Origin of the sequence: Streptomyces sp. TRM70350, from assembly GCF_019219825.1 — a bacterium.
Lineage (GTDB): Bacteria > Actinomycetota > Actinomycetes > Streptomycetales > Streptomycetaceae > Streptomyces.
In genome coordinates this window covers 56,986-80,927 of the sequence record NZ_JAHUXH010000024.1, presented here as the reverse complement: position 1 = coordinate 80,927, position 23,942 = coordinate 56,986, and the positions used below count along the sequence as shown (strand labels likewise).

At 71.2% G+C, this 23,942-nt stretch carries 22 protein-coding genes and 3 pseudogenes; 10 read left to right on the top strand and 15 right to left on the bottom strand.

Translation table 11 applies throughout. The annotated features are described in order from the left end of the window. Positions 1-8: 8 nt before the first annotated feature. Positions 9-773: an acyltransferase gene (locus KWI83_RS28465; RefSeq protein WP_218517254.1), complete on the bottom strand. Its 765-nt coding sequence runs from the start codon at positions 771-773 to the stop codon at positions 9-11. 126 nt (positions 774-899) lie between these two features. Here KWI83_RS28465 and KWI83_RS28460 point away from each other — a divergent pair, with 126 nt between their 5' ends. Further along, positions 900-1,430 (top strand): gamma carbonic anhydrase family protein, encoded by a 531-nt coding sequence (locus KWI83_RS28460; protein ID WP_218517285.1) that lies wholly within the window; start codon positions 900-902, stop codon positions 1,428-1,430. A gap of 70 nt (positions 1,431-1,500) precedes the next feature. Here the strand turns inward: KWI83_RS28460 and KWI83_RS28455 are convergent, their stop codons facing one another. The 3 genes from KWI83_RS28455 to KWI83_RS28445 form a co-directional block, all read right to left on the bottom strand. Beyond that, positions 1,501-2,145 carry a DedA family protein gene (locus tag KWI83_RS28455; protein ID WP_218517253.1) on the bottom strand — a complete coding sequence of 215 codons (645 nt, stop codon included), beginning with the start codon at positions 2,143-2,145 and terminating at the stop codon, positions 1,501-1,503. A 181-nt stretch (positions 2,146-2,326) separates the two neighbouring features. After that, positions 2,327-4,213, bottom strand: coding sequence for a ricin-type beta-trefoil lectin domain protein (locus tag KWI83_RS28450; RefSeq protein WP_308122230.1), 1,887 nt, complete (start codon positions 4,211-4,213; stop codon positions 2,327-2,329). 515 nt (positions 4,214-4,728) lie between these two features. Next, positions 4,729-5,166: a DUF4442 domain-containing protein gene (locus tag KWI83_RS28445; protein ID WP_129797489.1), complete on the bottom strand. Its 438-nt coding sequence runs from the start codon at positions 5,164-5,166 to the stop codon at positions 4,729-4,731. Between the two features lie 87 nt (positions 5,167-5,253). Here KWI83_RS28445 and KWI83_RS28440 point away from each other — a divergent pair, with 87 nt between their 5' ends. The 3 genes and pseudogenes from KWI83_RS28440 to KWI83_RS28430 all read left to right on the top strand — a co-directional run. Then, the gene (locus KWI83_RS28440) at positions 5,254-5,562 is read left to right on the top strand and encodes a hypothetical protein (RefSeq protein ID WP_218517252.1); all 309 of its coding nucleotides are present in this window, start codon (positions 5,254-5,256) and stop codon (positions 5,560-5,562) included. 66 nt (positions 5,563-5,628) lie between these two features. Continuing rightward, entirely contained in the window at positions 5,629-6,648 is a 1,020-nt protein-coding gene (locus KWI83_RS28435; protein ID WP_218517251.1) for a hypothetical protein, read from the top strand. Between the two features lie 48 nt (positions 6,649-6,696). Beyond that, a pseudogene (locus KWI83_RS28430) lies at positions 6,697-7,436 on the top strand (MFS transporter); the annotation flags it as partial. A gap of 259 nt (positions 7,437-7,695) precedes the next feature. On the opposite strand, the gene KWI83_RS28425 reads toward KWI83_RS28430, so the two are convergent. After that, positions 7,696-8,940, bottom strand: a complete 1,245-nt coding sequence (locus KWI83_RS28425) for an IS701 family transposase (RefSeq protein WP_374106396.1) — start codon at positions 8,938-8,940, stop codon at positions 7,696-7,698. Between the two features lie 63 nt (positions 8,941-9,003). Here KWI83_RS28425 and KWI83_RS28420 point away from each other — a divergent pair. Then, positions 9,004-9,555, top strand: a pseudogene (locus KWI83_RS28420) (MFS transporter); the annotation flags it as partial. On the opposite strand, the gene KWI83_RS28415 reads toward KWI83_RS28420, so the two are convergent. From KWI83_RS28415 to KWI83_RS28405, 3 genes are all read right to left on the bottom strand, one after another. Next, the gene (locus tag KWI83_RS28415) at positions 9,517-10,362 is read right to left on the bottom strand and encodes a spermidine synthase (RefSeq protein ID WP_218517249.1); all 846 of its coding nucleotides are present in this window, start codon (positions 10,360-10,362) and stop codon (positions 9,517-9,519) included. The pseudogene KWI83_RS28420 and the gene KWI83_RS28415 sit on opposite strands and share 39 nt — an antisense overlap. A 98-nt stretch (positions 10,363-10,460) precedes the next feature. Continuing rightward, on the bottom strand, positions 10,461-11,633 hold the full coding sequence (tuf, locus tag KWI83_RS28410) for an elongation factor Tu (RefSeq protein WP_218517248.1): 1,173 nt from the start codon (positions 11,631-11,633) through the stop codon (positions 10,461-10,463). Between the two features lie 277 nt (positions 11,634-11,910). Further along, positions 11,911-12,633 carry a DNA alkylation repair protein gene (locus KWI83_RS28405; RefSeq protein ID WP_218517247.1) on the bottom strand — a complete coding sequence of 241 codons (723 nt, stop codon included), beginning with the start codon at positions 12,631-12,633 and terminating at the stop codon, positions 11,911-11,913. 49 nt (positions 12,634-12,682) lie between these two features. Between KWI83_RS28405 and KWI83_RS28400 the strand changes: the two genes are divergently transcribed. After that, entirely contained in the window at positions 12,683-13,462 is a 780-nt protein-coding gene (locus KWI83_RS28400) for a TVP38/TMEM64 family protein (RefSeq protein WP_218517246.1), read from the top strand. A gap of 16 nt (positions 13,463-13,478) precedes the next feature. On the opposite strand, the gene KWI83_RS28395 is transcribed toward KWI83_RS28400, so the two are convergent. After that, the gene (locus KWI83_RS28395; RefSeq protein ID WP_218517245.1) at positions 13,479-14,648 is read right to left on the bottom strand and encodes a thiolase family protein; all 1,170 of its coding nucleotides are present in this window, start codon (positions 14,646-14,648) and stop codon (positions 13,479-13,481) included. Between the two features lie 140 nt (positions 14,649-14,788). On the opposite strand from KWI83_RS28395, the gene KWI83_RS28390 reads away from it, so the two are divergent. Further along, the gene (locus KWI83_RS28390) at positions 14,789-15,256 is read left to right on the top strand and encodes a helix-turn-helix domain-containing protein (RefSeq protein ID WP_218517244.1); all 468 of its coding nucleotides are present in this window, start codon (positions 14,789-14,791) and stop codon (positions 15,254-15,256) included. Between the two features lie 7 nt (positions 15,257-15,263). On the opposite strand, the gene KWI83_RS28385 is transcribed toward KWI83_RS28390, so the two are convergent. From KWI83_RS28385 to KWI83_RS28375, 3 genes are read right to left on the bottom strand one after another with little or no spacing between them, the layout of a single operon-like run. Beyond that, positions 15,264-15,992, bottom strand: a complete 729-nt coding sequence (locus tag KWI83_RS28385; RefSeq protein ID WP_308122228.1) for a cupin — start codon at positions 15,990-15,992, stop codon at positions 15,264-15,266. Further along, the gene (locus KWI83_RS28380) at positions 15,986-16,912 is read right to left on the bottom strand and encodes a PmoA family protein (protein WP_218517243.1); all 927 of its coding nucleotides are present in this window, start codon (positions 16,910-16,912) and stop codon (positions 15,986-15,988) included. The genes KWI83_RS28385 and KWI83_RS28380 overlap by 7 nt, the downstream gene beginning before the upstream one ends. After that, positions 16,909-18,159, bottom strand: coding sequence for a Gfo/Idh/MocA family protein (locus KWI83_RS28375; RefSeq protein WP_218517242.1), 1,251 nt, complete (start codon positions 18,157-18,159; stop codon positions 16,909-16,911). The genes KWI83_RS28380 and KWI83_RS28375 overlap by 4 nt, the downstream gene beginning before the upstream one ends. Before the next feature lie 259 nt (positions 18,160-18,418). On the opposite strand from KWI83_RS28375, the gene KWI83_RS28370 reads away from it, so the two are divergent. From KWI83_RS28370 to KWI83_RS28360, 3 genes and pseudogenes are all read left to right on the top strand, one after another. Continuing rightward, positions 18,419-19,294, top strand: a complete 876-nt coding sequence (locus KWI83_RS28370) for an undecaprenyl-diphosphate phosphatase (protein WP_218517241.1) — start codon at positions 18,419-18,421, stop codon at positions 19,292-19,294. Between the two features lie 127 nt (positions 19,295-19,421). After that, entirely contained in the window at positions 19,422-19,601 is a 180-nt protein-coding gene (locus tag KWI83_RS28365) for a hypothetical protein (protein ID WP_141311656.1), read from the top strand. A 31-nt stretch (positions 19,602-19,632) separates the two neighbouring features. After that, positions 19,633-20,201, top strand: a pseudogene (locus KWI83_RS28360) (chloramphenicol phosphotransferase CPT family protein). Positions 20,202-20,305: 104 nt separating this feature from the next. On the opposite strand, the gene KWI83_RS28355 reads toward KWI83_RS28360, so the two are convergent. The 3 genes from KWI83_RS28355 to KWI83_RS28345 all read right to left on the bottom strand — a co-directional run bounded on the left by KWI83_RS28355 (position 20,306) and on the right by KWI83_RS28345 (position 23,816). Continuing rightward, on the bottom strand, positions 20,306-21,247 hold the full coding sequence (locus tag KWI83_RS28355; protein WP_218517240.1) for a hypothetical protein: 942 nt from the start codon (positions 21,245-21,247) through the stop codon (positions 20,306-20,308). 203 nt (positions 21,248-21,450) lie between these two features. Next, a complete protein-coding gene (locus KWI83_RS28350; RefSeq protein ID WP_218517239.1) occupies positions 21,451-21,642 on the bottom strand; it encodes a YbdD/YjiX family protein in 192 nt (63 codons plus the stop codon). Continuing rightward, positions 21,639-23,816, bottom strand: a complete 2,178-nt coding sequence (locus KWI83_RS28345) for a carbon starvation CstA family protein (RefSeq protein ID WP_374106395.1) — start codon at positions 23,814-23,816, stop codon at positions 21,639-21,641. The genes KWI83_RS28350 and KWI83_RS28345 overlap by 4 nt, the downstream gene beginning before the upstream one ends. Between the last annotated feature and the right edge of the window lie 126 nt (positions 23,817-23,942).

Below are 23,942 nucleotides of genomic sequence, written 5' to 3'. Positions count from 1 at the left end.
GCGCTTGGTCAGGCCTCCGGCTCGAGCTCGGCCAGCCGCGCGGCCGCCTCCTCGTCCAGATCCGCGAGCGCCGTCAACTGCTCGGGGGTGACGCCCTCGGGTATCGGCACCGGCGCCGGTGTCCTGAGCGGCGGCTGCCAGCCGTCGACGGGCGTCCAGCGCCGTACGACCCGGGCGGGCGCCCCCGCCACCACCGCGTGGTCGGGCACCACCCCGCGGACCACCGCCCCTGCGGCCACGACCACGTTCCGCCCGATCCGCGCGCCCGGCAGGATCACCGCGCCGGTGCCGATCCAGCAGCCCGGCCCGATCTCCACCGGCTCCATCCGGGGCCACTGCTTGCCGATGGGCTGGTGCGGGTCGTCGTACGAGTGGTTGGTGGACGTGACGTAGACATACGGCCCGAAGTAGCAGTCGCTGCCGATGGTGACCGTCGTGTCGGCGATGACGTGGCTGCCGCGGCCGAGGACGACACCGTCGCCGATGCGCAGGATGGGCTCGGGGCCGAGGTCGAGGTCGGGCATCAGACCGGCCGTCAGTGTGACCTGTTCGCCGACGATGCAGTGGGCGCCGAGGTGGATCCAGGGCTCGCCGAAGATCGTGCCGAGTGGGAAGGCCAGCCGGGTGGCTTCGCCGATCGAGCCGAAGTGGAAGCGGCCGGGGTTCTCGGCCGTCACCGAACCCGTGCGCTGCACCCAGGCCCAGCCCGCGTGGACGGCGCGCTGCACCAGTCGGTGACGCCAGGATGAGAACGTGTTCTTGCGCTTCGGCACCCGCTCACGTTACTCAGCGCGGGGTGCTGCCATGAGGGCATGGGCCTGTGATCTTCGCCCTACGGGGTGGCGTACCGTTCCCTCGTACTCGACGACGAGGACGACGAGGGCGACGAGGAGATGAGGATGACGCAGCAGGCGCTGATCACCGGCATCGGCGGCAAGGAGCCGAGGGTCGATCAGGAGGCGTTTGTCGCACCCACGGCGGCGGTGATCGGCGACGTGACGCTGGGGGCCGGGGCGAGTGTCTGGTACGGGGCCGTGCTGCGGGGGGACGTCGAGCGGATCTCCGTCGGCGCCGGCAGCAATGTGCAGGACAACTGCACGCTGCACGCGGATCCCGGGTTTCCGGTGAGCGTCGGGGAGCGGGTGTCCATCGGGCACAACGCAGTGGTGCACGGGGCGACCGTCGAGGACGACTGCCTGATCGGGATGGGGGCGACCGTGCTGAACGGGGCGGTGATCGGGGCGGGGTCGCTTGTCGCCGCGCAGGCGTTGGTGCCGCAGGGGATGGTGGTGCCGGCCGGGTCGCTGGTGGCGGGGGTGCCTGCGAAGGTGCGGCGGGAGCTGACGGATGAGGAGCGGGAGGGGATCACGCTCAACGGGACGATGTACGCGGAGCTGGGGAAGGCGCATCGGGAAGAGCACGGGGACTGAAGGTCGTACGAAAAGTCTGCGGGTTGGTGGTGGCTTCTCGCGCAGTTCCCCGCGCCCCTGGTGGGGCGCTTCAGTCACCGACGGGAACCGGCTCCGCCTCCCGCTGCACAGGGCCCGTCTTCGTCGCCTTGCGCTTCAGGACCAGCATGGACGTGAGGCCGATCAGCACCGCCACCACCAGTCCCAACCACGAAAAGCGCTTCAGCCACGCCTCGGCCATGACACCCACGTAGTAGATGACCGCCGTCGTGCCGCCCGCCCACAAGATGCCGCCGAAGACGTTGGCGATCAGGAACTTCCAGTACGGCATCCGCAGCACGCCCGCGAGCGGGCCCGCGAAGATGCGGAGCAGGGCAACGAAGCGGCCGAAGAAGACGGCCCACATGCCCCACTTCTCGAAGGAGCGCTCGGCGGTGGCGATGTGCGCCTCACTGAAGTGCTTCGGGAACTTCTTGCCGAGCCAGGCGAGCAGCGGCCGCCCGCCCTTGCGGCCGATCGCGTAACCGATGGAGTCGCCGATGATCGCGCCCGCGCTGGCGCACGCGCCGAGGACGACCGGGTCGATGTCGCCGTGCTGGGAGGCGAGCAGCGCGGAGGAGACCAGGATGATCTCGCCCGGCAGCGGAATGCCCAGGCTCTCCAGGCCGATGACCACTCCCACCAGCGCGTAGACGGCGACCGCGGGTACGGTCTCGAGCCACTCCTGGACGTGCACCGCCGGTTCCTCCAGAATCGCGTCCCTGCCCACACAGGGCGTGCGCCCGTGGCCGGGCGCACGCCGTGCAGCCTACCGGGTCACGATGACACTCCCGGGTCCCACGGATCGCAGTGCTCAGCGCGTTGCCGCCGTCGGAGCACGTGCAGCGCGGAGCGCCGGAACAGGCCCTTTGGGAGGTTCAGCCCAGCAGGGACTGCGCCACCTCCGTCCCACGCGACGTGACCGCGCCCCGGATGCCGCCGGTCAGATGGTGCACACCGGCTTCCAGCGCCGCCACGGCGACCGGCTCGGCGGGCTCGGCGGGCTCGGCCTGCTCGTCGCAGCAGCCGACCTGGGCGAACCGTTTCTCGTACGCGTCCGGCGCGTCCTCGGGCTCCTGGCCGTCACGGTCCTGCTCACCACCGTCGGAGTCGCCGCCGCGCCGGTCACCGCCCTCCTCGCGCCGGTCGGAGTCGCCGCGCCGCTCCTCCGCCTGACCGCCGCGGGAGTCGCGCTCCTGGCCGTCGTCGCTCTTCGGCGACGTCTCCCCCGACTCGCCCGTGTCCCCCATCTCTGCGCCCCCCGCCTCCATCCGCCACCGCTGCTCCGTCGAGCCGTCCCGTCCGGCGACGACCAGCTCCTCGCCCGTACCGGGAGCGACGAGTCTGTCCTTGCTCCAGCGCAGGAGCAGCTCGCCGCGCACGGTCAGGTCGTACTGCACCTGGCCGGACGGCGCCCCGCAGTCGGCCAGCTGGACCGTTCCGGCATCGACGTCGGCGCCGAGGCAGAGCGAGGGGTCGGCGACGCTGCGCAGTCGGCCGTCGTCCTGGTACGACCACTGCTGCGAGTCGGTGGTCGTGCAGGCCGCCAGCAGCACCTCGGTGCCACGGCCGTCGAGGCAGCGGCCGACGGCGAGGTTGCGCAGGCGTCCCCGGGCGACCTCGCCGGGGCGTTCCACGGAGGCGGCTGACGGGGTTCCGGCGGACGGGTTCTCGGACGCAGGGCCGGGGCGGGCGGTCCGGCCGCTGGGGGCTCCCCAGGTGGCACCGGGGCCGGGAACACCGTCGTCATCGGACCAGCCCCCGGCCGCCAGCACGGTCGCGACCAGCGCGAGGGAGGTCAGACCGACGCCGAAAGCCACAGTCCGGGCGTGGCGTCGGGGCATGGTGAGCAATCCGGTCCGCGTCCGCGTCGTGGGCCGGTGGCGGCCGCCGACTCTCGTGCGGGCGGCGGCGAGTGGGCGCGGCGGGGGCGGTGGCGCCGCGGTGCGGCCGGGGCGGGACTCAAGGTAGCGGTGGGCGCCCCAGCCGAGCACGGTCTCGGCGAGCAGGACGTCCAGGCCGCCGTCGAAGCGGCTGAGTTGTTCAGCGGCGTGACGGCAGTACCGGCACTGCATCAGATGGCGCTGCACATCGGGCAGGAGGGTGCCGCCGCGCCGCATGGGGACGTCCAGGAGGCGGTTGTAGAAACGGCATTCCCTGGTGGGCGCGAGTTCCCGGTGGGCGCGTACGCAGCCGGCCCGGAATTCCTCGCGCGCCCGCTCCAGGGCGGAGGACGCGGTGAGGGCGTCAATGCCCAGCAGACCGGCCGGTATGGTTATCGTTTCCGATTCGACCTCGGTGTGCCAGAGGAGGCATTGGGAGGCCGTCGGAAGGGCATGGAAAGCACGCTCCGCCAGGCGCCGCTTTTCGGGTGTCGCAGACCTCGCCACGCGCAGTCCGCGGGCTCCGGTGGGTTTGGCGAGTTCCGGCAGCAGCGCCGTCACCTCGTCCTCGGCGGCCCATTCCCGGACCGTGTTCCGGACGGTCATCAACAGCTGCGGGCGCAGTGCGCCGACCGGCGCCCGGCGGCCGAGCACCTGCTGGAACGCGGCACCGGCCGCCATCGACGCCGAAACCGAGGATGCGGCCAGGCAGATGACGGCGTATGCGTGCACCGCGCGCCAGTGCCGGGCCATGAGCAGCGCGACGGCCCTGACGTCCGGCTCGGGGTCGGCCAGCCGGGCGAGGAGATCGCGGTCGGACTCCCCCGGGCGCGATCCGGGCCGGGGCGGGTAGGGCGGACGTGGGGGGTAGGGGGGCTGCACTGAACCATTTCCTTCCCTGCCGAAGACAGCGCACGGAATGCGCCTCCTTCGGAAAGCAGGTGTTGATTGGTGCGTACTTATAGGCCTTGACGTGCCTTTACCTTCCCGCGGGGGGCATACCTTCGCACATGCGCCGCACAGGAAACAAGGAGTTCGAGTGCCCCATGTTCAACGAGCCGAAAATGCCCGGGTGTTACCTCGGGTATCCGCACCCGCATTCGAAAGAGGTGGGGATGCGATCCTCAACTTGTGCAGGCGCAAAGCCCGTTGACGCACACAATCTCCAACTTCCGGGCAGGGCATACGACCGCCCCCGACCGGCGCACCAGCTCACCCGCCGCCAGGGTCACGGCGGCCACCGGCGCACCCGGCGCGGGCCGCCTCGCGACGCCCGCAGGACGCACGCGCACCCGCCGCCGACGAGCAGGGGAACGACGGACAGGGCGAGTGCGGCCATGCCTCTCGCCCTCTTTCTGTGGGGTGGGCGCCACCCTGTCAGGCGGCCCAACGGGCGGTCAGCTGTTGGGACGCAGCGTCCACACCACGGTCATCTCCGTGGTCACGGCCCCGTCCTCGCGCTGGATGGCGACGGCCACCGGGAACTCCGGGCGCTTGCCCTCGTCGAGCTCGGCGACGACCTCGGCGGCCGGGCGCCCGAGCGTCGCGGTGGCCGTGACGGGACCCAGGGCGATCTTCTTGAACGCGATCTCGGCATGCACCGGCAGCGGCACGGCACGCGAGAGCTGGTCACCGAACGCGGCCAGCACGATCGCGCCACTGGCCGACTCACCCAGGGTGAACATGGCCCCCGCGTGCGGCCCGCCGACGTGATTGCGGTACTCGCTCTGGTCCGGCAGCGCCAGCACGGCCTTCTCCGGAGTGGTCTCCAGGTACTCCAGGTTCAGCGTCCGAACCATCGGCACCGTGGCGGCGAGCAACTCGCCGATCGACATCTGATCTGCGCTCATGACCGCATGTTACCCACGAGTAGCCTCAGCTGGCCAGATCGGCGTGGCGATCGTCGTATCGTCGCGTCCCGCGTGGCCGGGAGAGCAGCCTCCGCCGGGCGGGACGGACCCCGGCACGGCCATCCCAACTCGCCGCCCGCGCAGCGGGGTTCACCGGCCCGCACGCTCCCACGGTCAGGGCGTCGCCCCCGGCCGGTACAGGTCGCCGTACGAAAACAGCCGGTCGTCGCCGGGTGGAAGGTGGTCGTCAACCCCGGTCCCGGGATCGCGTACGACGTACCGGCCGACCGGGCCCCGCAGCTCCGCGACTGGGTCGCCATGTCGCCGACAACGACGACCCCGTTCGTCGCCCTGCCGGGGAGTCCGCCCCTCGGCCCCTGATTTGCTACGTCCCTGACAAAGCCCGGTGACCGAATCGTGTCCCCGGCCCTACTAGGGTTACCGCTCATGTGGCCAGGACAGCAGCCGCCCGGGGGCGAGCAGAACCCGCAAGGGCAGAACAACCCGTACCAGCAGCCGGGGTACCAGCAGCCGAATCCGTACCAGCAGCCCGGCTATCAGCAGCAGCCCAACCCCTATGCGCAGCAGCCGCAGTGGGGCACCCCGGCGCCGGTGGGTGCGCCGCAGCCGCAGCCCGGCGGGAGCGGTGACGGCAACCGGACGAAGCTGGTCGCGATCATCGCGGCCACCGCCGTGGTCGTGACCGCCGGTGTCACGGGCTTCCTGGTCCTCGGCGGCGACAAGGACGACCAGGCCGACGGCGGCGGGCAGACGAAGACGAGCCAGTCGCCGTCGAACTCCGCCGAACCCACCGAGTCGGGGTCCGGGTCGGACGACAACCCGCGGAGCAACGAGGCCGAGAAGCCGACGATCGCGGGCTGGAAGGTCGTCGTAAATCCCAAGCGCGGCGTCGCCTTCGACGTGCCGCCGGACTGGGAGGTCGACTCGCCCGGGACGAGCATCGGCTTCGAGGACGAGAAGTCGGACGACGCCAAACCGCTGATCGTGATGTCGGCACCGGCGTACTACAAGTCGAAGTGGTGCACGACCGACGAGAACAAGGACGGCCGGACCGAGGACACCCACCTGGCCGCCGTGGGCACCAAGGGGGCCGACGGCGCCAAGGACACCGACGAGGTGGCCATCAACACGGTCCCCTGGTGGGTCTACGGCGGCTACACCCAGCCCGACAAGAAGAGCCTCAAGTTCGAGGAGAAGGCCGAGCCCTACACCACCAAGTCGGGCATCGAGGGCAGCATCGCCTGGGCCGAGTCGACGAACACGCCCCAGAAGGGCAAGTGCGACAGCGACGGCAAGGCGGTCACGTTCGGCTTCAAGAACTCCGCCGGCGACTTCGTGTCGTGGAACTTCTACGGGGCCAAGGGCGTCGAGGGCGAGGTCCCCAAGGCGACCATCATGCAGATCCTGAGCACGGTACGGCTGCACGGGGAGCCCACCGGAGGCTGACCGGCGAACCGTTCGGCGAGTCGGGGGTCGGGCGGTGATAGTCGGCCGGTGAACACCGTCGCCGACGCCTTCCGCCCCCGCAGGCCCGCCTGGGCGGGCCGCAACTACAGCCTGCTGACCGCCGCCGCGGTCGTCACGCACCTCGGCAGCAACGGCGCGCTCGTCGCCGCGTTCGGGTGCTTCAGGCGGGCGGCGACGGCGGCGACGTGGGCCTCGTGGCCGCCGCCCGCACCCTGCCGCTGGTGCTGTTCCTGCTGATCGGCGGCGCGATCGCGGACCGGCTGCCCCGGCACCGCGTGGTGGTCGCCGCCAACGCCCTCAACTGTGTCTCGCAGGGCCTGTTCGCCCTGATCGTGCTCGCCGGTGAGCCGCAGTTGTGGCAGATGATGCTGCTGAGCGGGCTGGGCGGCACCGGCCAGGCGTTCTTCGGTCCGGCCGCCGAGGGCATGCTGATGTCGTCGGTGCGGGGCGAGCAGGTGAGCCGCGCGTTCGCGGTGTTCCGGATGGCGATGCAGGGCGCGGCCCTGGGCGGTGCCGCGCTCGGCGGGGCGATGGTCGCCGCGATCGGCCCGGGCTGGGTGCTCGCCGCGGACGCGGCCGCGTTCGCCGTCGCCGGGGCGCTGCGCGCCTTTCTCGACGTGAGCCACATCCCGCCGCGCGAGCCGGGCGGCGGGCTGCTCGGGGATCTCCGCGAGGGCCGGCGGGAGTTCGCCGGCCGGCCGTGGCTGTGGGGCATCGTCGTCCAGTTCTCGATCGCCAACGCGGTGGTGGCGGCCGCCGAGTCGGTCTAAGGGCTCCTTGCACTATGAGCGTCCGATCAGGTCGCGTGGTCTGGTGCCGTGCATCGCGAGGCGCCGGAGCGCCCTGGTAGCGGAGCTACCTGGGCGTTTCGGCAACGCGGCGAGGTGCGGTGCCAGACCGCGCGACCCGGGCGGGCATAGTGCAAGGAGCCCTAATACTCCAGCAGCGGTTCGTGTCCTGAGCTGCGTTTTCGGTAGTGGCAGTGACGGGCAATGGCTTGGTGGCGTCTTCTCCAGGCCGACCACTTCAGTGTGTGGGTGACGGGGTCGCGGTGGGCTCGTGGGTGGGGCAGGAGAGCGTCCAAGAGCCGCCGGATCTCTGCCACGGTGAGTGGGGCGAGGGCTGATCCGTTTCTGCTGCCCCCTTTGTGGCATCACTGGTGGCTTGGGCGGCGAGTGCGGCCAGGACTGCGTGGGCGAGCATGGCCAGGGTGATGTGCCGATACCAGCCGATGTAGCGGCGGACCTCGTACTGATCGAGGCCGCATTCGTTCTTCGCTGCCTGGAAGCACTCCTCGATCGCCCAGCGGGAGCCGGCGATCCGGACCAGTTCGGCGATCTCGACGCCCACGGGCGCGTAGGCGAGGTAGTAGGCCAGTTCGCCGGGGTCGGACAGGCTGCGGCGGGCCATCACCCAGCGGTGGTGGGTGGGCGGATCGGGGTCGAGGATCATGTTGGCGGGCAGTTTGGCGGCGGCCCAGTCGTAGATCCGCGGTCCCTTCGCTCCGTTGCCGCAGGACAGCTGCTGCCAGGCATCGCCAGGGGCATCCTCGATGATCTGGTCGATGCGCCAGATGCCGGCCAGCGACTTGATCTGTTGGGACTTGGGCACAGCGACGACGTAGCTGAGGTCGAGTTGTTCGAGCAGGCGGCGGAAGTGCCAATCCTGCCCGTACGCCTCGTCCGCAGTGACCCATGCGGCGGGTAGTCCGGCGGTGATGCAGCGGCGCACAATGTCCCGGGCCAGCTCGCCCTTGGTAGCAAAGCCTCGATCGTCAGGAATCTTCGCCGCCTGGCACCGCTGCCGGTCGGATGTCCAGGACTTCGGCAGGTAGAGCTCCCGGTCCACCAGGGCGCGGCCCGAGCGGGTGGCGTAGGCGGCGAACACTCCGATCTGACAGTTGTCGATCTTTCCCGAGGTTCCCGTGTACTGCCGGCCCACCCCGGCCGACGTGCTGCCCTTCTTGATGAAGCCGGTGTCGTCGATGATCAGCACACCGTCCGGTCCGAGTCGTTCGGCGACGTAGGCACGGACATCGTCGCGCAGGGCGTCCGCGTCCCAGACACTGCTGTTCAACAGCCGCTGGAAGCCGTCAGGAGTGCGGTGCCCCGCCCATTCCGCGAGTTGCCAGCCGTTCTTGCGTGCCGCCTGTCCCAGCAGGCCCCGGACATAGTCCCGCATCCGCCACCGCAGATCCGCCCGGCCGAACCGGCCCGCCACCCTCCCGAACGCCGACTCCAACTCGGCAGCCCAGCAACCGACTTCAGCCATCCCCTCCATGCCAGGACAACGACAAACACCAGCTCAGGACACGAACCGCTGCTGGAGTACTAAGGCCCCCTGGTCGCCCGGGACCACCTGGGCGGAGCGGCGCCCTGGGGTCTGGCGCTGGGCTCCTTCGGCGCGGGCACGGTCGTCGGCGCACTGCTGATGACCCGCTGGAAGCCCCGTCGGCTGCTCCTCGCGGGCACCCTGGGGGTCTTCCCGCTGGCCCTGCCGTCCGCGGCACTGGCGGTGCCGTTGCCGGCCGGGGGCCTGTGGGCGGTGATGTTCGTGACCGGCGTGACGCTGGAGGTCTTCGGCGTCTCCTGGATGACCGCCCTCCATCAGGAGATCCCCGAGGACAAGCTCTCGCGTGTCACGGCGTACGACTGGTTCGGCTCGGTCGCCCTGGTCCCGCTGGCGACGGCGCTGGCGGGACCGGCCGAGGTGGCGTTCGGGCGGACGGCGGCGCTGTGGGGCTGCGCGACGCTCGTCGTGGTGGTCACGGCGGCGGTGCTGTGCGTCCCGGAGGTGCGGAATCTGCGGCGCCGTACCCACCAGGTGGCCAAGGGCGCACCGGCCGACTCAGCCGATGCCGAACGCCCCGTCCGGGGGCTCGGGTGAGGGCACGGCGTCCTCGTCCCGCACCGGCCGGGCATCGCCGATGAACTCCCGCACCGCGGGCCCCTGCCGGACGCGGGCCGGGAACACGTCGGCCGCGGTGCGCCGGGCCAGGGCGGCCGTGTCGAGCGGACGGTGCGCGGCGACCAGCACCGCGTTGCCGAACCGGCGCCCGCGCAGCACGGCCGGTTCGGCGATCAGCGCCAGTTCCTGGAACACCGTGGCGAAGGTGGCCAGTTGGGAACGGAGGAAGGCGAAGGGCGCGGCGTCGGCCAGATTGGCCACGTACACGCCGTCGGCACGCAACACCCGCTCGACCTCACCGGCGTAGCCGACGGACGTGAATCCGGCCGGAGTCCGCGAGCCGCCGAAGACGTCACCGACGACGACGTCCGCCGAGTCCGCCGGGGCATCCGCCAGCCAGCCACGCGCGTCCGCGACGTGCAACGCGATCCCGGAACCCTCCTCGACCGGCAGATGCTCGCCGACCAGCTCCACCAGCCCCCGGTCGGCCTCGACGACGTCCTGCCGCGAACCGGGCCGCGTCGCCGCCACATACCGGGGCAGGGTGAGCGCACCCCCACCGAGATGCACCACGTCCAGCGGCCGCCCCGCCTCCTCGACGGTGTCCAGCACATGCCCGAGCCGCCGCGCGTACTCGAACTCAAGATGCGTCGGCTCGTCGAGGTCGACGTAGGACTGCGGCGCCCCGTCGACCGTGAGCAGCCAGGCCCGCTCCCGATCGACGTCAGGCATCAGCTTGGCGAACCCGTGATCGACGGCACGACTGACGGGAAGGGGCTCGTTCACCATCCCATTGTGCCTTTGTGCAGCAGACCTGAAGGGGCGCGGGGAACTGCGCGACCAGCCACGACGGACCCGCAGTCCCCCACGCACCCGCACCACCCTCACTGAACGGCTGTCACGGTCCCCGCTCCGACGGTCCGACCGCCCTCACGGATGGCGAAACCGAGCCCGGGCTCCAGGGGCACCTCACGCCCCAGCTCCACGTTCACCGTCACCGTCTCGCCGGGCCGGGCAACCCCCGCCTCGCCGAGGTCGATGTCACCGACCACATCCGCCGTACGGATATAGAACTGCGGCCGATACCCGGTGGAGACCGACGTCGTACGACCGCCCTCACGCGCGGACAGCACATACACCTGCGCGGAGAACCGCCGCCGCGGCACCACACTCCCCGGCGCGGCGACGACATGCCCACGACGGACCGCGTCCCGCGCGACGCCCCGCAGCAGCAGCGCCACGTTGTCCCCGGCCTGCGCCTCCTCCATCGGCTTGCCGAAGGTCTCCAGGCCGGTGACGACGGACTCCAGGTCCGCCCCGAGCACCTCGACCCGGTCGCCGATCCGAACGGTCCCCCGCTCCACCGCACCGGTGACGACCGTCCCGCGCCCGGTGATGGTGAGCACGTTCTCCACCGGCAGCAGGAAAGGCGCGTCCAGATACCGCTCCGGCATCGGCACATACGTGTCCACCGCGTCGAGCAGCGCCTCGATGGACGCCGTCCAGCGCGGGTCGCCCTCCAGCGCCCGCAACCCGGACACCCGTACGACCGGCACGGAGTCACCCGCGTACCCGTGCTGGGTGAGCAGGTCACGCACCTCCAGTTCGACGAGGTCGATGAGCTCCTCGTCGCCCGTGCCGTCCGCCTTGTTGAGGGCGACGACGATGTGGTCGACACCCACCTGCCGGGCGAGCAGGACGTGCTCGGCGGTCTGCGGCATGATCCCGTCGAGCGCGGAGACGACGAGGATCGCCCCGTCGAGCTGGGCCGCACCGGTGACCATGTTCTTGACGTAGTCGGCGTGGCCCGGCATGTCGACGTGCGCGTAGTGCCGGGTGTCGGTCTCGTACTCGACGTGCGCGATGTTGATGGTGATGCCGCGCGCCGCCTCCTCGGGGGCTCGGTCGATGCGGTCGAACGGCACGAAGGTGCCGGTGCCGCGCTCGGCGAGGACCTTGGTGATGGCGGCCGTCAGGGTGGTCTTGCCGTGGTCGACGTGACCCATCGTGCCGATGTTCAGGTGCGGTTTGGTGCGCACGTATGCCGTCTTGGGCATGGCGATACCTCGAAGCGTCTCGATGGTGGCTGGGACCCCGGTGACTGGCCGACCCTCCCCCTGCGGGGTCCGCCGGACGTTCCGGGGAGGGTCAGCTTCGGGCGCCGTCGACAGCGGCCAGGAGGATCACGACGGCAGCCTTCGGGGCATCCGCGACCGCGGATGCTGCGAGGAGGAAGGCGTGCCGGAACATGACGTCGATCATCGCCGACGCCGGGTCGCACGTCGAATGGTTTTCCCGGCAGGGGAGTTCAAGCTGCCCCGCCCGTGCCGATGGTCACGGCCCGATGTTCTTCAGCGCCTCCCGCACCGACAGCGGCGCGAACCGCCCCCGCTCCCGCGCGAGGAAGCCGCGTACGGCGTCGGGATCGGTCTTGGCGTACTCCCGAAGACACCAGCCGATCGCCTTGCGGATGAAGAAGTCCGGGTGTCCGGACTGCCGCAGGCAGTAGCTGAACAGGCGTTCGGTGTCGGTGTGGTCCTTGTAGCGCAGTTGGTGGAGCAGGGCCGCGCGGGCGACCCAGAGGTCGTCGTCCACGATCCAGGCGTCCATCTCGGCCTTCAGCGCGGGGTCGGCGGCCACCAGTGGGCCCGCCACGTGGGCGGCGATCAGGTCGACGGTGTCCCACCAGGAGACGGTGGTGACGAGCTGCCGGGCCACCGGCAGGAAGCGGGACGAGCAGCGGCTCACATGGCGGCGCAGATAGTCGACGGCGAAGTAGTGGTACTCGCGCTCCGGCAGCCGCCAGCAGCGCAGGGCGACGGCGGTGCAGTCGTTCTCGTCCGGTCGGGGCGTGCCCTCGACGACCGTGCGGGACAGGGCGCGGCGCACGGGTGTGGTCAGGCCGAGGAAGGGCGCGACGTCCTTCATGTACGCCCGCATGGGCGCCGCGCGCGCAGGGTCGGCCGCGGCGCTGTAGGTGGCGGTGAGCCGATCCAGCAGCGTGTCGGCGAGGGCGCTGTGCGGGACACCCGCCGTTCCCGCACGTGTGACGCTCATGAGACGAACCATACGGCGATCACACATATTCGTCGGTTAGTGTCACCGAATGCTCGATGCCCACACCCGCTCTGGGGGCACCGCACCGGCCCCTCCCCGGGCCACTGCCACCGAACTCGCGGCCGCCGTCCCCGTCGGCGCCGCGGCCGTCCGCCTCGGTTTCGCCGCCCGCTGCGCGAGACTCCTGTTCTCGCCCTGGGCCCGCTTCTCCCTGCTGGTCGCCCTGCTGGCCGGGGCCGTGGCGGCGGTGCTGCTCTTCGAGCCGCAGCGGCTGCTCGCGCACGGCTGGCCGCCGCAGCTCGGCGGAGTCGCGGCCGCGCTCATCTTCGCGGTGGCGTACGGCGTCATCACCGTCGCGTTCGTGCCGCGGCCGCTGCTCAACCTGGCGGCGGGTGCCCTGTTCGGCTCCGAGCTGGGCATCGCCGCGGCGATCGGGGGCTCGGTGATCGGTGCCGGGCTCGCCTTCGGGCTCGGCCGGTTCCTGGGCCAGGACGCGCTGCGCCCGCTGCTGCGCGGCAAGTTCCTGAAGACCGTCGACGGGCAGTTCAGCCGGCACGGCTTCCGCTCCATGCTGGCGGTGCGGCTGTTCCCGGGCGTGCCGTTCTGGGCCGCGAACTACTGCGCCTCCGTCTCCAGGATGGGCTGGCTGCCGTTCCTGCTCGCGACGGCGCTCGGCTCGCTGCCGAACACCGCCGCGTACGTCGTCGCGGGCGCCCGCGCCTCCACACCGACGTCGCCGGTGTTCCTGATCGCGATGGCCGCCATCGCCGTTCCGGGTCTGGCGGGCGCGGTGGTGGCCTGGCGCAAGCGCCACCACCTGCGCGGCTGACCCCAGGTCAGAGGACTTACGCGGCTTCCAGGATCATCGCGTTGGCCAGACCGCCCGCCTCGCACATCGTCTGCAGGGCGTAGCGGGCACCGCGCTCGCGCAGGGCGTGCACGAGCGTGGTCGTCAGCCGGGTGCCGCTCGCGCCGAGCGGGTGGCCGAGGGCGATGGCGCCGCCGTGCACGTTGACCTTGGCCAGGTCGGCGCCGGTCTCCTGCTGCCAGGCCAGTACGACACTGGAGAAGGCCTCGTTGACCTCGAACAGGTCGATGTCGTCCAGGGTCAGGGAGGCCCTGCGCAGCACCTTCTCGGTCGCCGGGACGACGCCGCTGAGCATCAGCAGCGGGTCGGAGCCGGTGACGGCGAAGCTGTGCAGCCGGGCGAGCGGGCGCAGGCCGAGGCGGGCCGCGGTCTCGCTCGACGTGATGAGCACGGCGGAGGCGCCGTCGTTGATGGGGCTGGCGTTGCCCGCGGTGACGTTCCACTCGATCTGCGGGAAGCGCTCGGCGAAGGCCGGGTCGTAGTAGGCGGGCTTGAGCCCGGCCAGGATCTCGGTGGTGCTGCCCGGCCGTACGCACTCGTCGCGCGCGACCCCGTCCAGGGGCGCGACCTCGGCGTCGAACAGGCCGCCGTCCCAGGCCGCGGCCGCCTTCCGGTGCGAGGAGACGGCGAAGGCGTCCATCTGCGCGCGCGTGATGGACCACTTGGCGGCGATCAGCTCGGCGCTGATGCCCTGCGGGACCAGGCCCTCCGGGTAGCGCTCGGCGACACCGGGGCCGAACGGGTCCTTGCCGGGCGGGACGTTCGACCACATCGGCACGCGGCTCATGGACTCGACGCCGCAGGCCACCACGAGGTCGTACGCGCCCGAGAGGACGCCCTGCGCGGCGAAGTGCACGGCCTGCTGGGAGGAGCCGCACTGCCGGTCCACGGTGGTCGCGGGGACGGTCTCCGGGAAGCCCGCCGCCAGTACCGCGTACCGGGTGGTGTTCATGGCCTGCTCGCCGACCTGGTCGACGGTGCCGCCGATGACGTCGTCGATCAGCGTCGGGTCGACGCCGGAGCGCTCGACGAGGGTGCGCAGGGTGTGGGCGAGGAGTTCGACGGGGTGGACGTGCGCGAGCGAGCCGTTCGGCTTGCCCTTGCCCATGGGGGTGCGTACGGCTTCGACGATGACTGCGTCACGCATGCTGCGGGCCTCCTTGGCCGCCGGAGCGACTACCGATGAGTAGGAAATCCAAACTCACCATAGCTCGGCAGGTTGGAAAAACAAACCCATCAACATGATCAGTCGGTTGGAGATCCAAACCCTCACTTAGACTGGGCTGCATGGCCGCCACCAAAGAACCGCGTCCCTGCTCGATCGCCGACGCCCTGGCGCTCGTCGGCGAGAAGTACTCCCTGCTCGTCCTGCGGGAGGTCTGCCTCGGCAACGGCCGTTTCGACCAGCTGGTGCGCAACATCGGCGCCCCGCGCGACATCCTGGCCACCCGCCTGCGCCGCCTCGTCGACGCCGGGATCCTCACCAAGCGGGCCTACAGCGAGCGCCCGCAGCGCTTCGAGTACCGGCCCACCCAGGCGGGCCTCGAACTGGAGCCGGTCCTGCTCACGCTCATGGAGTGGGGCAACCGCCACCTCCGCAAGGACGACCGTCCCATGGTCGTCGAGCACATCTGCGGCCACGAGCTGGTCCCGCTCGTCACCTGCCAGGCCTGCGGCGACCCGGTCCAGCACGAGGACCTGACCCCCCACCCCCAGTCCCCGGGCTGGACCGTCACCGGCCCGACGGCGGCGTGATCGCAACCTAGTGGCCGGGATACACGTCCAGCCGCCCGCACATCCCGAACCTGCCGCGCGCCGACGGCTGTTCACTCCGTACGACGGCCCCCGTGAGATGGGACACATCGCCCCGCTCCAGCCGGTCCAGCTGCTCCCCCGTCGCCGCGGCCGCCGCCTCGGCGCCCCGCCGCCAGCGCTCACGCCACTCGGCGAGCCGGGGCCGTACCAGCGCGGCCGCGGCCCGGTGGAACTCGGCCAGCGCCTCCGGGCCGGACGCGCGCAGCGCGCGGTAGCCCTCCAGGGCGAGGTCGCGCCGGGCGCGGGCCACGCGCTCCTGCTCGGCGACGGGCGCGTCCGCCGGGATCGTGGTGGCGGCGGCGTACGTCTCCGGGTCGGTCAGGTACTCCGGGGGCAGGGTGAGCACCGCGTCCCCCGCCTCGGGCAGCCCGCTGTTCTGCATCAGGACCGTGATGCGCAGGTCGTCGTCGTTGACCAGCCGGTGGATCGTGCCGGGCGTGAACCAGGCGACGGTACCGGCCGCGAGCGGCGTCACCTCGTACCCCGACGTCGTGAGCGTCTGCACCGCCCCGCGTCCGCCGGTCACGACGTACGCCTCCGAACAGGTCAGGTGCAGGTGCGGAGTTCCGCCGCACACCCCGTCCGCGGCCGGCCAGTCGTAGACGGACAGGTGCGACACGGCCACCCCGCCCGGCAGGCCGGTGAAGACGCCCGTCAGCTCCTCGGCGTTCACCACGGGTGCGCCTCCAGGTACTTGGCGATCTCGTCGCGTTCCCAGGCCCCGTCGGCGACGACGAGCCGGTAGCGGCGGGTGAGGGTGTCGCCCGGGGCGAGCTCCAGCTCGTCGTAGAAGGCCCAGGAGGGGGCCACGGCGGCGAACGGCTCGTTGCGGACGAACCAGTGGGCGGGGTGGGCGCCCCCGGCACCGGTGTGGTCGTTCTCCGGGGCGTGCGCGAAGACGAGGGTGGCGTGGCCGTCGACGCCGTCGTGCTCGCCGGAGTACGCCAGCCAGGGCGCCTGCCTGCCCATCAGGCCGGGGCCCTCGCTGTCGGGCCCGAGGATCCGGCCGTCGCGGAAGGCGCGCGGTCCGCGCCAGAACAGGCCCGTGTAGCCCGCCATTTCGCGCCCCGCGGTGGTCGGGCTGCCGAACAGCAGCGGTTCGTCCCGCCGGTTGGTGATGGCGCTGGTCCAGGTCAGCGCCCACGAGCCCGCCGCCGGGTCCACGTCGTGCACCTCGATCCGGCGCCGCTCGTCGGCCCACAACTCCCCGCTGTACGGGTGCCAGGTGAGCCGCTCGGCGATCACGGCCCGGGAGCTGTCGGAGGCGACCTCGTCGAAGCCGGCGTGCGCCATGGAGCCGACGCGGTCGGGGAGGGCGACATAGCCCTCTCCGTGCACGTACGAGTTGCCGCCCCACAGGTTCTGGCCCGACAGGTGGGAGGCCGTCAGCTGCAGGCCCTTGTGCCAGCGGTGGTCGTTGGGCCGGTAGTCGGTGACGACCGCGTTCCCCAGGGTCCGGATCGGGTGCAGATACGGCTTCGGCGCCTCCCAGGCCGCCTCCGGCCGGTAGACGTAGGAGAACAGCTCGACGCCGGTGGTGGGTTCGGTGACCGTGATCCGGTCGCCGTGCGCGTGGACGATGTGCGGACCGGTCATGCGGGCACCTCCTGGTTCGCGGCGGCCTCGGGGACGACGGGAGCCCAGCCGGGCGCACCGCCGTGCAGGGCCGTGTAGTACGGGTCGCCGGGGCCGATCTCGTCCCGGCGGACGGTCGTGTCGGTGAACGCGGACTTGTACAGCGCGGTGATCAGCTCCAGGCTCTTGCGTCCGTCCGGCCCGCTGCTGCGCGGCCGTTCACCCGCGCGCATGCTGGCGACCAGCTCCCGCAGCTGCGCCAGATGCGAACTGGGCACGTCGGGGCCGAAGTCCCGCCAGAGCGCGGCCTCCTCCGTCGGCACGTCCGGCGCCGGGGTGATCCGCCAGTCGGCGTTGGCGTGCCCGTACAGGTGGGTGAGTTCGACGGTGGCGCGTTCGCAGTCGACGCGGATGCGGCTCACCTCGTCGGGGCTGAGGACGCTGTTCACGACCGTCGCCATGGTGCCGTTCTCGAAGCGGACCAGCGCGGTGGAGACGTCCTCGGTCTCCACGTCGTGCACCAACCGGCCGGCCATCGCGCGCACCTCGCTCCACGGCCCGAGCAGATCGAGCAGCAGGTCCATCTGGTGGATGCCGTGCCCCATGGCGGGCCCGCCGCCCTCGGTCTGCCAGCGGCCGCGCCAGGGCACCGCGTAGTAGGCGGCGTTGCGGTACCAGGTGGTCTGACAGTGCGCCACGAGCGGTCGGCCCATGGCCTGTTCGGCCAGCAGCCGGCGCACATGGGCGGCGCCCGAGCCGAACCGGTGCTGGAAGACGATCGAGGCGTACGGCCCACCTGCCCGGCCCTCCGCCGCCTCGACGGCGTCGAAGTCGGCGAGCGTGGGCACGGGCGGCTTCTCGCACCACACCCAGGCGCCGGCCCGCAGGGCGGCGATGGTCTGCTCGCGGTGCAGCCTGGGCGGTGTGCAGATCGTCACCAGGTCGGGCCGCTGCTCCCGCAGCATCCGCTCCATGTCGGTGTACGCGTGCGGAATCCCGCCCTCCGCGCAGAACGCCTCGACGGCGGCCCGGTCGATGTCGACGGCCGCGACGACCTCCGCCTCGCCCTCCTCGGCGAGCCGGGTGAGGGCGGGGAGGTGACATCCGCGGGCGATGCCTCCGGTGCCGATGACAGCGGCTCTGATCGGGCGGTCGGAGAGAGAGGCGGAGGGGGATCGAGGGTCGGCTTCCGTGGCTGCTCCGGAAATGTCGGATGTCTTGTCAGCCGCCGATGTCACCGATGTCACCGATGTCGCGGATGTGGCCATGAACCTGATCAGCACTCCTCCGGGGTCCCTGGACGCATGACAAGCGCCATAGCAAGCGCTTTCCCCGGACTGCAACGTAGGCCCGCCTCCGCAGCCGGTCAACACCCCGGACCGATCACCGTCGATCGCCCGGGAAGCCCCCGTGTCGGGCGCGTCGGCGCGGGACGCTACGCTGCCCCTCAACACACCCGATCACCGCGCGCGGGGGCTCGGTGTGTCCTTCGTCCGTTCCACGATCGGCACTTGGACTCCGTAACTGATGTCTTGGTTCGAATCACTCATCCTAGGACTCGTCCAGGGGCTGACCGAGTTCCTCCCCGTGTCCTCCAGCGCGCACCTGCGCCTGACCGCGGCCTTCTCCGGCTGGGAGGACCCCGGCGCCGCCTTCACGGCGATCACCCAGATCGGCACGGAGGCCGCCGTGCTGATCTACTTCCGCAAGGACATCGGGCGCATCCTGTCGGCGTGGACCCGCTCGCTCTACGACAAGACGTGGCGCAAGGACCAGGACGCGCGGATGGGCTGGCTGGTGATCGTCGGCTCGATCCCGATCGGCGTGCTCGGCGTGACGCTGAAGGACCAGATCGTCGGGCCGTTCCGTGATCTGCGCATCACCGCCACCATGCTGATCGTGGTCGGCCTGATCATGGGCATCGCCGACCGGATCGCGGCGCGCGACGAGAACGGCGGACGCCACCGGGCGGCCAAGGAGCGCAAGACGCTGAAGGAACTGGGCGTGCGGGACGGCCTGATCTTCGGCTTCTGCCAGGCCATGGCGCTCGTCCCGGGAGTCTCCCGCTCCGGCGCCACCATCACCGGCGGCCTCTTCATGGGCTACACCCGCGAGGCCGCGGCCCGCTACTCCTTCCTGCTCGCCATTCCGGCGGTGCTCGCCTCGGGCCTGTTCGAACTCAACGACGCCATGGAGACCGGCCATGTGTCGTGGGGGCCGACGATCTTCGCCACGGTGATCGCCTTCGTCACCGGCTATGTGGTGATCTCCTGGTTCATGAAGTTCATCTCGACCAAGAGCTTCATGCCGTTCGTCTGGTACCGCGTCGCGCTCGGCATCGTGATCGTCGCCCTGGTGACGTTCGGCGTCCTGAGTCCCCACGCGGCGGAATCGGCGGGCTGACCGTGGCTTCACGACTGGTCGTGCAGTCAGTACGCGCGACCGGATCCGGTCGGCCGTGACCAAGCCCATACGGGATGCGTAGCCGCCCGGTAGCGCAGTGTCAGTGCTTGCCCCTAGGCTTGCCCGCATGTCCCCCGATTCCGTGACCCCTGGTTCCGTGCGGTCTGCTGCCGAGGTGAACGAGCAGATCCGCGCGCTGTGGATGCGCGCGGGCGGCTCACTGTCGGCACAGGAGCGGGCGGAGTACGAGCTGTTGGTGGTCGAGTGGGCCGCGGCGATCCGCGGTGAGGTCATCGAGGCGGCCTGAGGGCGGGACCTGGGCGCCGGGACCGACGTACATGAGACATCTCACCGATGTGCCACCGCGCCGTGGCCTGATCGTCTTCCTCAACGGCACGTCCAGTTCGGGGAAGTCGAGCATCGCGACCGAGCTGCTGCGGATCCTCGACCAGCCGTACTTCCACATGCCGGTCGACACCTTCCACGCGATGCGGTCTCCCACCCCCGTCCCGCCCGATGAGCTTGACACCGTCCTGCACCGCACCTGGCAGGGCTACCACCGCGCGGTCGCCGGGATGGCCGCCGCCGGCAACAACGTCGTCATGGACCACATCCTCAGCGCCGAATGGCGGCTGAAGGACTGCCTCTCCCTCTTCGTACCGCAGGACGTGCTCCTCGTCGGCGTGCACTGCCCCCTGGACGAGCTTCAGCGTCGGGAGCGCGAGCGCGCGGACCGGCCGCCCGGTCTCGCCGCCCGCCAGCTCCAGCAGGTCCACGCCCACGGCGTCTACGACATCGAGTGCGACACCGGTGTCTCCGACCCCCTCCATGCGCCCGCCGGATCCGGGACTTCCTGTCCGCCCGCCCCACCCCGACGGCCTTCCAGCGGCTGCACGGAGACGGCTGAGGGCAGTTGACGGGTCCTCACCGGCCGCCCGGCGCATCCGCGGGAAGCACGGTACGGCAGGACACGTGCCGACCAGGTCCTCTGCGGCGGGCCCCGGAACTCGATCAGCAGCGCGCCCGGTCCTGCCAGTAGAGGAACGCTCCCCCGGGGTCGCGGACGAGGTCCCAGGGGTGGCTGGTCATATGGCGACCGATACGCCGGAAGACGGGAGCGGCCTCGGCCGTGCGGTGGGCGCGCGTCAGAGCGAAGGCGAGGAGGTTGAGGTCGGCGAGCACCTCGGCGTGCGGCGGGGCTTCGACGTGGAACCACTTGGTCAGGGCGGTGTCGATCTCCGCGGCGGCTTCCGGCTGGTTCCAGTGGGCCGCGGCCCCCACGGCCGTCGGGGAACGCGAGCCCTCCCGGTGAGCGACGAGTTCGGCGCGGGCGGCGATGGGCAGCACGGCGATCGGTGATCCGTGGGGTGCCCGTGCCGCGCTGTGCCGGGCGAAGTCGAGCATCTCGGCCAGTGTCCCGTGCCCTCGCGGAGAAAGGTGCCGCAGCAGCCGGTGGTAGGCGGTCCGATTCCACGGATGGCGGTTGACGGCCTCGGTCCACACCGGGACGACGGCTCGGGACGGGGAGCCGCAGGCGTACATCAGATCCAGCATGGCCAGCCACGGCGTGGGGTCCTCGGGGCCGGCCTCCGCCGCCCGCACGCAGTCGTCGTACACGTCCCGGGCCGCAGAACGGTGGGCGCCGTCCGCCCGTGCCACCTTCGCATACGCCTTGACGACCAAGGCGTCGGGGTCCTTCGGGCGGTCGGTGATCCATCGGTCCACGACCATCGTCGGCAGTGCGGGTGCCAGCACGGAGATCCGGTGCACGCGCCGGTCCCAGTCCCGGCCGGTGGCGTGCAGCAGTTCGGCCACGGGCTCCCACGGCGGACGGCCGGCGCTCGCCCCGAGTCCGTGCAGTTGATGCGACGGACGCATCTGGGTCAGGACCCGGCGCAGGTGGCGGTCGTCGAGCTCGGGGCCGGCGACCACGAATCTTCGGCGTCGCAGCATCTGTTCCCTTCCCATGAGGGTGCGGCTGACGAGGGGGCGGGTGCGTGCACTGCTGGGAGGTAACCGGACGGTGGGCGGTGGCCCCACCCGGACCTGAGCGGTTGCTTCTGCCTGTCCGGGATCGGGTTCGTGCCGGGCCGGACGAGGCGTTCCCCGGACGTCACTCCGGGGAACGCCTGGGTCCACGAGGGAGCAGGGATCGTTCAGCAGCAGCGGCTGGGGGTTTCCCGCTCGTGGCGTGCCGTGCGCATCCACTCGTACTCGCGACGGGTGGGCACAGCTGCGTGCGGGTGGTGGCGACGGCGCCGCTCGCAGTAGCGGTCGTACTCCGCCTCGCCGGTCACCTCCCGCGCGTACCAGCGGATGGCCCCCAGCACCTTCCGCACGGTCCTCATGACCCCGCCTCGACCAGCGGTTCGGTGCGCTGCCGCTCCGGCACGTCGATACGCGACGCGACGTAGGGTGCCTCGGTCGTGGGCAGCGGCTCGGTGGCGCGGACGGCGCGCAAGCACACCACGGCGCAGTTGACCAGGACGATGAGGACCAGCAGGAGGAAGACGGCCATGAGCACACCGTCGACGGTGTTGTTGAGCACGATCTTGTGCATGTCGTCCATGCTCGTGGCGCCGGGCAGGAGCTTGCCGTCCTCGATGGCCTGCGCGTACTTGTCCCGCAGGGCGAAGAACCCGATCGTCGGGTTGTCGGAGAAGATCTTCTGCCAGCCGGCGGTGAAGGTGACCGCCACATCCCAGGCCAGCGGGATACCGGTGACCCATGCCCAGCGCAGCTTGCCGTGCTTGATCAGCAGGGTGGTCGTGACGGCCAGGGCGACCGCGGCCAGCAGCTGGTTGGCGATGCCGAACAGCGGGAACAGCTGCCGGATGCCGCCGAGCGGGTCGGTGACACCGGCGTAGAGGAAGTAGCCCCAGGCGCCCACGACCAGGGCGCTGGTGATCCAGATGCCCGGCTTCCAGGTGACCCGGCCGATCGGCCGCCAGACGTTGCCCAGCATGTCCTGGAGCATGAAGCGGCCCACGCGGGTGCCGGCGTCCACCGTGGTGAGGATGAACAGCGCCTCGAACATGATGGCGAAGTGGTACCAGAAGGCCTTCATCCCGGCGCCGCCGAACACCGCGGCGAAGATCTCCGCCATGCCCACGGCCAGGGTGGGCGCGCCACCGGAGCGGGCGACCAGCGTCTCCTCCTCGACGGCCTTCGCCGCTGCGGCGAGCTGGTCCGGGGTGATGCTGAAGCCGAGGTTCCGCACCGCCTCGGAGGCGCTCTCCACGGTCGGTCCCAGGAGGGCCGCCGGGGAGTTCATGGCGTAGTACAGGCCGGGTTCGAGGACGCACGCGGCGATCAGTGCCATGACGGCGACGAACGACTCCGTGAGCATGGAGCCGTAACCGATCATCCGGACCTGGGACTCCTTCTGGATCAGCTTCGGCGTGGTGCCGGAGGAGACCAGCGCGTGGAAGCCGGACAGGGCACCGCAGGCGATGGTGATGAACAGGAACGGGAACAGCGAACCGGCGAAGACCGGTCCGGCGCCGGTGGAGGCGAACTCGGTGACCGGCTCCGCCTTGAGGGTCGGGGCGGCGACCACCACGCCGACGGCCATCAGGGCGATGGTGCCGACCTTCATGAACGTCGACAGGTAGTCACGGGGGGCCAGCAGCATCCATACCGGGAGCACGGAGGCGACGAAGCCGTAGCCGACCAGGCAGAAGACCAGGGTCTCGGGGCTCCAGACGAAGTACTCGGCCAGGGAGGAGTCCTGGATCCAGCCGCCGCCGAGGATGGCGAGCAGCAGCAGCGCGACACCGAGGAGGCTGGTCTCCACGACCCGGCCCGGCCGCAGGTAGCGCAGGTAGAAGCCCATGAAGAGGGCAATGGGGATGGTCATGGAGACCGAGAAGGTGCCCCAGGCGGACTCCGCGAGCGCGTTGACGACGACCATGGCCAGCACCGCGAGCAGGATGATCATGATGGCGAAGACGCCGATCAGCGCCGCGGCACCGCCCACCTTGCCGATCTCGTCCCGGGCCATCTGGCCGAGGCTCTTGCCGTCCCGGCGCAGGGAGAAGAACAGGACGATCATGTCCTGGACGGCGCCGGCGAAGATCACGCCCACGATGATCCAGATGGTGCCCGGCAGATAGCCCATCTGAGCGGCCAGCACCGGGCCCACCAGCGGACCGGCACCGGCGATGGCCGCGAAGTGGTGGCCGAACAGCACCCGGCGGTCGGTGGGGTGGTAGTCCACACCGTCTTCCAGCCGCTCGGCGGGAGTGGCGCGGGTGTCGTCCACCGCCAGGACCCGGCGGGCGATGAACCGCGAGTAGAAGCGGTAGGCGATGGCGTACGAGCCGAGGGCGGCCACGACCAGCCAGACCGCCGAGATCTCCTCGCCCCGGGACAGGGCGAGCATCCCCCAGCCGATGGCGCCGACCATGGCGACCGCGGTCCAGATCAGGACGGACCGCGGCGTCATTCGGCCACGTCGGGACGGCGGCTGGGGCCCGGACGGGGCTGGCAGGCCGGTTCCGGGCAGGGCGGATTCGGGCATGGCTTGCTCCTCACACGGCAGCGGGTGAACGATGACGGGGTGGTTCTTGCGTCTGTCCCGGGCGGACCGGCGGACCGGGCGGACCGGCGGACCGGGCGGACCGGGATCAGGAATCGCCCGGACCAG

Coding starts and splice junctions, on each gene's coding strand:
- KWI83_RS28365 (WP_141311656.1), top strand. CDS start 19,422: ATGTCCCCCGATTCCGTGACCCCTGGTTCCGTGCGGTCTGCTGCCGAG.
- KWI83_RS28400 (WP_218517246.1), top strand. CDS start 12,683: ATGCTCGATGCCCACACCCGCTCTGGGGGCACCGCACCGGCCCCTCCC.
- KWI83_RS28425 (WP_374106396.1), bottom strand. CDS start 8,940: ATGGCTGAAGTCGGTTGCTGGGCTGCCGAGTTGGAGTCGGCGTTCGGG.
- KWI83_RS28460 (WP_218517285.1), top strand. CDS start 900: ATGACGCAGCAGGCGCTGATCACCGGCATCGGCGGCAAGGAGCCGAGG.
- KWI83_RS28445 (WP_129797489.1), bottom strand. CDS start 5,166: ATGTCGATCGGCGAGTTGCTCGCCGCCACGGTGCCGATGGTTCGGACG.
- KWI83_RS28350 (WP_218517239.1), bottom strand. CDS start 21,642: ATGAGGACCGTGCGGAAGGTGCTGGGGGCCATCCGCTGGTACGCGCGG.
- KWI83_RS28405 (WP_218517247.1), bottom strand. CDS start 12,633: ATGAGCGTCACACGTGCGGGAACGGCGGGTGTCCCGCACAGCGCCCTC.
- KWI83_RS28355 (WP_218517240.1), bottom strand. CDS start 21,247: ATGCTGCGACGCCGAAGATTCGTGGTCGCCGGCCCCGAGCTCGACGAC.
- KWI83_RS28395 (WP_218517245.1), bottom strand. CDS start 14,648: ATGCGTGACGCAGTCATCGTCGAAGCCGTACGCACCCCCATGGGCAAG.
- KWI83_RS28375 (WP_218517242.1), bottom strand. CDS start 18,159: ATGGCCACATCCGCGACATCGGTGACATCGGTGACATCGGCGGCTGAC.
- KWI83_RS28435 (WP_218517251.1), top strand. CDS start 5,629: ATGTGGCCAGGACAGCAGCCGCCCGGGGGCGAGCAGAACCCGCAAGGG.
- KWI83_RS28345 (WP_374106395.1), bottom strand. CDS start 23,816: ATGCCCGAATCCGCCCTGCCCGGAACCGGCCTGCCAGCCCCGTCCGGG.
- tuf (WP_218517248.1), bottom strand. CDS start 11,633: ATGCCCAAGACGGCATACGTGCGCACCAAACCGCACCTGAACATCGGC.
- KWI83_RS28390 (WP_218517244.1), top strand. CDS start 14,789: ATGGCCGCCACCAAAGAACCGCGTCCCTGCTCGATCGCCGACGCCCTG.
- KWI83_RS28380 (WP_218517243.1), bottom strand. CDS start 16,912: ATGACCGGTCCGCACATCGTCCACGCGCACGGCGACCGGATCACGGTC.
- KWI83_RS28370 (WP_218517241.1), top strand. CDS start 18,419: ATGTCTTGGTTCGAATCACTCATCCTAGGACTCGTCCAGGGGCTGACC.